Consider the following 244-nt stretch of genomic DNA (forward strand, 5'->3'; position numbering starts at 1 on the left):
CCTTCAACACGGCCGCCGTGTCGATGCACGCGCTCATCCTGCCCGAGGATTCCCCGGTTGTGGGCAAGCGCGTCCATTACCTGGCGCTGCCGGCCCGTTCGGTCCTCGCCGCGCTCCTACGCGACGGCCGTCCGATCACGCCAAGCGCCGACGACGTGTTCGAGGCCTCCGATGAGCTTCTGCTTCTCGTGCCCGATGCGGACACCGCCGAGCTGGAGGACCTGCGTCAGTTGGTCGCTTCCCC

1 protein-coding gene is annotated in these 244 nt (G+C 68.4%); it reads left to right on the forward strand.

Annotated features, from left to right (window positions below; all coding sequences use genetic code 11):
* Nucleotides 1-244: TrkA C-terminal domain-containing protein (locus QP415_RS12625; RefSeq protein ID WP_285100301.1), on the forward strand; the 244-nt coding region annotated here is incomplete at both ends.

The sequence above is a fragment of the Pauljensenia sp. UMB3104 genome, from assembly GCF_030217285.1.
Classification (GTDB): domain Bacteria; phylum Actinomycetota; class Actinomycetes; order Actinomycetales; family Actinomycetaceae; genus Pauljensenia.